Origin of the sequence: Streptomyces boluensis, assembly GCF_009908195.1 — a bacterium.
Lineage (GTDB): Bacteria > Actinomycetota > Actinomycetes > Streptomycetales > Streptomycetaceae > Streptomyces > Streptomyces boluensis.
The window spans coordinates 1-1,853 of the sequence record NZ_JAAAHS010000674.1 but is presented as its reverse complement, the minus strand read 5'-3'; the positions used below and the strand labels follow the sequence as shown (position 1 = coordinate 1,853).

Below are 1,853 nucleotides of genomic sequence, written 5' to 3'. Positions count from 1 at the left end.
GGGGAGGGGAGAAGCTCGCCTAGTGGCTCGTCTCGGATCGTTGGACGGGTAATGGATGAGCCTCTGGCCTGGGCCGGGGGTTGACTTCGGTCTGGACCCGGCGACAGGTTTTGCCAAACGGTCGACCACTTGTTTTTCCTGGTCAGATAGCTTTCAAGGCATCCATTGATCTTTATGTGCGGGCCTGTTTAGGCATGACCGACCGGGTCCGTGAGGAGGGGTGTGCCATGAGTGCGGTCGACCTTGCGGAGACGGCGGCCGGTCTGCCGGAGGCGTGGAGTTCTCGCAGGCTGGGCACGGTGGGGGCGGCCTGCGTGAAGGTACTGCGCATGGACGAGCTGCCGGTCGAGGAAGAGAGCCACGGGGCCGCCGAGGCTCTGCTGGTCCTCGACGGCCGGCTGGAGCTGGAGGTGGACGGCATGCCGGTGTCGGTGCGGGCGGGCGAGCTGTTCATGGTGGCGGCGGGAACTGCACACGCGGTCCGCCCCGGAAGCCGGGGCACGTTGGTGATCGTGGAACTGCCGGAGGAGTAACGGCTCTTCAGGCGGCCTTGGCCGGGTACTCGGTCCAGGTGCGGATGGGCGAGTCCGGGGCGAAGTTGGTCTTCGGCCCGGCCTGGGCGTTGTGCCAGCGTATGTAGGCGGCGATGGCGGCGTTCTGCTCGTGGTGGCTGCGGTGGTCGGTGCCGTTGAGGGCGAAGTAGCGCACGGCGGCGAACTCGGACTCGATCCAGTTCAGCCACGAGCCGTAGGTCGGCAGGAAGACCAGTTCGACGTCGTTGGCCACGGCCCAGGCCCGCACGTTGGCGTGCTTGTGCGGGGAGAAGTTGTCCAGGACGACGTACAGCTTCTCGCCGGGCCAGCGGGCGCGCAGGGCCTTGAGCAGGGCCAGGAATTCGCGCCATCGTTTGCGCGGCCGGATCCGGTAGTGCATCTTGCCGGTGGCCAGATCGAGGGCGGCGAGCATGTGCATCACCCCGTCGTACCGGTTGTAGGTGGCTCGCAGACGACGAGGTGAGCGGCGTGGACGCCACGCCTTGCCCTTGCGGGGCATCAGGTTCAGCGGCCCGAACTCGTCCACGCACACCACCCGGCCATCGGCCGGCGGGGTGTCGTACAGCGCCAGTACCTGGTGCATCTTGGCGATGAAGTCCGGGGCGTTCGAGGATTTCCAGGTGGTGGTCGACTGCCAGGAGACTTTGCCCTCGCGCAGTATCCGTCGCAGGGTCTCGCGGCTGACCGCCGGGACGACTGACTGTTTCACCAGGTGCCCGGCCAGCTTGGTCAGGCTCCAGGTGGAGAAGGCGGTGATGTGCCAGTCGGCGGGGGACGTCCGTGCGATCAGGCAGATGTGCTCGCGCACCTCGCTACTGATCGTCCTGGGGCGTCCCCCGCTCCATTTTGGGTCCAGTGCCTCGAACCCCCGTTCGTTGAAGGCGTGGATGACAGCGCGCACATAGTCAGCGCTGACCTGCATCAACGAGGTGATATCCGGCACCGACTGACCCTGGGCGGACATCATCACCACGATCGCCCGCCGCAACTTCACCGGGTCCTTCGCGGTCCGGCTGATCCGCTGCAGCCGACGGCCCTCCTCCATGCTCACCGGCCGGACGAACACTCATGATCAATTACCCGGCCAACGAACCGAGACGAGCCACTAGTTGACGACGTCCTGGGGCGGCGTGCCCTCCAAGAACCCCGCGACGTTCCGCGCCGCAGCGATCGAGATCCGGATCACCGTCTCCCGCGTCACACCCCCCACGTGCGGGGACAGCACGACATTCGGCGCCCGCAGCACCCGCAGCGACGCCCCCGGCGGCTCCGGGTCGAACACATCGAGCCCCGCCCCAC

At 67.1% G+C, this 1,853-nt stretch carries 3 protein-coding genes; 1 reads left to right on the top strand and 2 read right to left on the bottom strand.

The genetic code is table 11. The annotated features are described in order from the left end of the window. Window positions 1–227: 227 nt before the first annotated feature. A complete protein-coding gene (locus GUY60_RS37335) occupies window positions 228–533 on the top strand; it encodes a cupin domain-containing protein (RefSeq protein WP_161705943.1) in 306 nt (101 codons plus the stop codon). A gap of 7 nt (window positions 534–540) precedes the next feature. Here GUY60_RS37335 and GUY60_RS37330 read toward each other — a convergent pair whose 3' ends face one another. Then, a complete protein-coding gene (locus GUY60_RS37330; protein ID WP_188133283.1) occupies window positions 541–1,599 on the bottom strand; it encodes an IS630 family transposase in 1,059 nt (352 codons plus the stop codon). Between the two features lie 60 nt (window positions 1,600–1,659). Next, the coding region (locus GUY60_RS37325) for an NAD(P)-dependent oxidoreductase (RefSeq protein WP_281368682.1) at window positions 1,660–1,853 on the bottom strand (194 nt) is incomplete at its 5' end.